The sequence below is a fragment of the Paratractidigestivibacter sp. genome (genome assembly GCF_052362415.1).
Lineage (GTDB): Bacteria > Actinomycetota > Coriobacteriia > Coriobacteriales > Atopobiaceae > Paratractidigestivibacter.
The window spans coordinates 1-2893 of record NZ_DAWEMK010000114.1; the positions used below are offsets into that span (position 1 = coordinate 1).

At 66.1% G+C, this 2893-nt stretch carries 5 protein-coding genes; all 5 read right to left on the minus strand.

Annotated features, from left to right (window positions below; all coding sequences use genetic code 11):
* A partial coding sequence (locus ACT84W_RS09270) for a purine phosphoribosyltransferase family protein (RefSeq protein ID WP_444328995.1) occupies nucleotides 1-287 on the minus strand: 287 nt, incomplete at its 3' end.
* 42 nt (nucleotides 288-329) lie between these two features.
* Entirely contained in the window at nucleotides 330-1067 is a 738-nt protein-coding gene (ftsR, locus tag ACT84W_RS09275; protein ID WP_417576650.1) for a transcriptional regulator FtsR, read from the minus strand.
* 9 nt (nucleotides 1068-1076) lie between these two features.
* Nucleotides 1077-1508 (minus strand): FHA domain-containing protein, encoded by a 432-nt coding sequence (locus ACT84W_RS09280; protein WP_417576649.1) that lies wholly within the window; start codon nucleotides 1506-1508, stop codon nucleotides 1077-1079.
* A gap of 64 nt (nucleotides 1509-1572) precedes the next feature.
* Entirely contained in the window at nucleotides 1573-1950 is a 378-nt protein-coding gene (locus ACT84W_RS09285) for a RidA family protein (protein ID WP_417576648.1), read from the minus strand.
* A 14-nt stretch (nucleotides 1951-1964) separates the two neighbouring features.
* Nucleotides 1965-2828 (minus strand): hypothetical protein, encoded by an 864-nt coding sequence (locus ACT84W_RS09290; RefSeq protein ID WP_444328996.1) that lies wholly within the window; start codon nucleotides 2826-2828, stop codon nucleotides 1965-1967.
* Between the last annotated feature and the right edge of the window lie 65 nt (nucleotides 2829-2893).

The window sequence follows — 2893 nt, forward strand, 5'->3', positions numbered from 1 at the left end:
GAATACTCCTGCTTGTAGACGGCGCGCGGGAGCTTACCGGGCTTTCGCGCGGGGACGAACCCGACGCCGAGCTCGTAGGCAACGGCGGAACCGATGATGAAGCCACGCGCCTCGGGCCCCACGACCTTGGTCGCGCCGGCGTCACGGAACCGGTCGGCGATGTCCTTAACGGCCGACTTGAAGGCGACGGGGTCTCCCACGAGCGGCATGATGTCCTTGAAGATCACGCCCGGCTCAGGGTAATCGGGGATGCTGACGATTCGGCTCTCGTAATCGAAGCTCGACATTGGTTCCTTCTTTCTTGGTGAAGCTGGTGGAGATGGACTCCCCTACTCGCCCATTCCCTTGAACTCGTCGCGGACGCGCCGGGCGATGAGCTCGCACCTCACGGCGTTCGTGAGGCCGAGCATGCGGGACAGCGCCTGCTCGAACTGCTGGCGGACCTCCTCCGAGCGCTCGGGCTCGAGGGTCCCGCCCTTCTTTGTGAAGACGGTGAGCGCCTGCTCGAAGGTGGCGGACTCGCGGTTCGCGGCGATCACGTACTGCCTCAGGTTCTTCGCGCCGAAACCGAATCTCCTGAGCTCGTCACAGATGCGGATCAGGGGCAGGTCGCGGCCATCGACGAGGTCACGGCCGTGGGGCGACTTGCGAAGCTGGATGACGCCCGCCTCCGAGAGCTCCCGAACGAACGAGACCGTCGTGCCGCACAGCTCCGGCATCCTGTCGATCGGGTGGAACTTGCCGGCCGTCTCCTCGTCGTCGCGCTGGACCTGGATCGGCTCCGCAGAAAAGCCCGGGATGCCCTCGGAAGGCTTCGGGTCCGAGCCGTGATCGAGTTCCTCCTTGATGACCGAGAGGGGCATGAACCGGTTCTTCTGCAGGTACAGAATGGTCTCGAGGCGCTTGATGTCGCGCTGCGAGTACAGACGGTACCCGCCCGGGGTCCTCGAGGGGTTGATGAGCCCCTCGTCCTGCAGGTACCTGACCTTCGACACGGTGAGGTCGGGGTACTGCGACTGGAGGCGCTTCACGACTTTGCCGATGGTAAGATATCCGGCGTCTGGCATGGGCTCGGCTTACAGGTCGGTCGCGATGCGGGCTTTGCGGGAGTTGGTGTGGAAGACCATGCGGAACGTGCCGATCTGGATGGTCGAGCCGTCCTTGAGGTTGGCCTCGTTCACGATGGCGCCGTCGACCCAGGTGCCGTTGAGGCTGCCCAGGTCCTTGATGGACGCGTAGCCGAGCGCGACGTGCGAGAGGTCGAGGTTGGCATGGTGCCTGGACACGGTCATGTCGTTGAGGAAGACGCTGTTGGCAGGATCGCGGCCGATGGTGATGGCCGGGCCGTTGAGCTCGAAGGTCTCGCCGATCTGCGGACCCTTGACGATGGTGAGGGTGGGCTGGACGGGCTGGGCCGCCGCCATGATATCGGGAACGGTGGCGTCGGCCGAAGGCATACGGAAGATCTCGGTGGCGCCGCTGCTCGCGGGGACGTTCTCGTTGGACATACTCAGTGCTCCCATCGGTGCGGAATCACATTACAAGTTCTTGATCAAAGCTAGTTTATACCGCCTAGCGGCACGCGACCGCGTCCATCTGGACGAGGGCGCCGAGCGGCAGCTCGTCGACGCGGACGACCGAGCGCGCGGGCATCGGCGGGATGAGCCGCTCGCAGTAGACGTCGTCGAAGGCCTGGAGGTCCTTGAGGTCGGTGAGGTAGACGGTGACCTTGGCGATGTCGTCGAGGTCGAGCCCGACCTCAGAGAGGACGGCCTCCGCCTGGTCGAGCACGCGCGAGGCCTGGGCCCGCACGTCGCCGCCCAAAAGCGAGCGTCCGTTGTCGGACAGGGCTATCTGGCCGGACACGAAGACGAGCCTGCCGGCGGTCGTCCCCTTGGAGGCCCGCCCCACAGGGTCGGGGCATCCTGAGGCGTTTACCTGGTACTTCATGGAAAGGACCTCCTTTACTGCGCGAGCAATCGCGCGCCGACGAAGTCGCGGGCCTCGCGAAGAAGCCCCCAACCGTCGAGCTCGGCCGCGGTCGGCTTGACCTGGTCCTTCTCGTCGAGGACGGGGTACCAAGGCAAGAGCTGCCCCATGGCGCGGGCAAGGGAAGCGGAGCCCGCGGGAGCGACCTCGGTGAACGAGAGGAAGCTCCGCCACATCGTGGCCGCGCGGGTGGGCGGGACCATGAGGACGTAGGTGGGCAAAGACGCCCCGGGGAGCGGCGCGCGGGCCGCGACCGCGGGGATCTTGTCCAGGTGGGTACTGCGGACCTGGCCGGGCTGCGGGAGCTCGCGGGGGTGCTCGACGTAGTCGCTCAAAACCTTGGTCACGGCGTTGCCGGCGAGCAGCAGCGGGTGGAGCATGTCGATAGCGTCCTCGATCTTCGTCCCCTCGTAGGGCGCGAAGCCGTTCTGCTCGATCTGGGCGAGGAATCCGAGCCAGGCGACGACGACCTCGCCACGTCCAGACGGGTCGATGAGCGCATACTCGTTCTCACCCGTGCGGATGACCAACGGAACCGAGGTCAGGGCACCCTCAGCGGTGAGCGCGCACTCCCAGCCGCACTCCCCCGGCTGCAGCTTGGGGCCGCAGAACGCGGCCTCCATCAGCTCGCTCGCATGCGGGCCGTTGATGAGTACATAAGTGCTGCCGGTGAGGTCGCTGACGACGGCGCCGTCGGGGTCGGGGCCGGAGGCCTTCTCGCTGGGGTAAGAGACGGCTCGCATGGGCTTCCCGTCCCCGGATGGCTCGAGGTCGGCGCCGAGGAGCACGTGCTCCTGGTAGAGGGCCCCCATACGGGCCACGCTGGATGTATCTGACATATTGGTCACTCTTTTCGGGTTTAGCGAGAGACGCTGGCGGCGCGCTTGTAGCGGAAGCCCTGGGC

Bases quoted from the DNA above. Each gene is read 5' to 3' on its own strand.
- ftsR (WP_417576650.1), bottom strand. From the start codon at position 1,067: ATGCCAGACGCCGGATATCTTACCATCGGCAAAGTCGTGAAGCGCCTC.
- ACT84W_RS09280 (WP_417576649.1), bottom strand. From the start codon at position 1,508: ATGTCCAACGAGAACGTCCCCGCGAGCAGCGGCGCCACCGAGATCTTC.
- ACT84W_RS09285 (WP_417576648.1), bottom strand. From the start codon at position 1,950: ATGAAGTACCAGGTAAACGCCTCAGGATGCCCCGACCCTGTGGGGCGG.
- ACT84W_RS09290 (WP_444328996.1), bottom strand. From the start codon at position 2,828: ATGTCAGATACATCCAGCGTGGCCCGTATGGGGGCCCTCTACCAGGAG.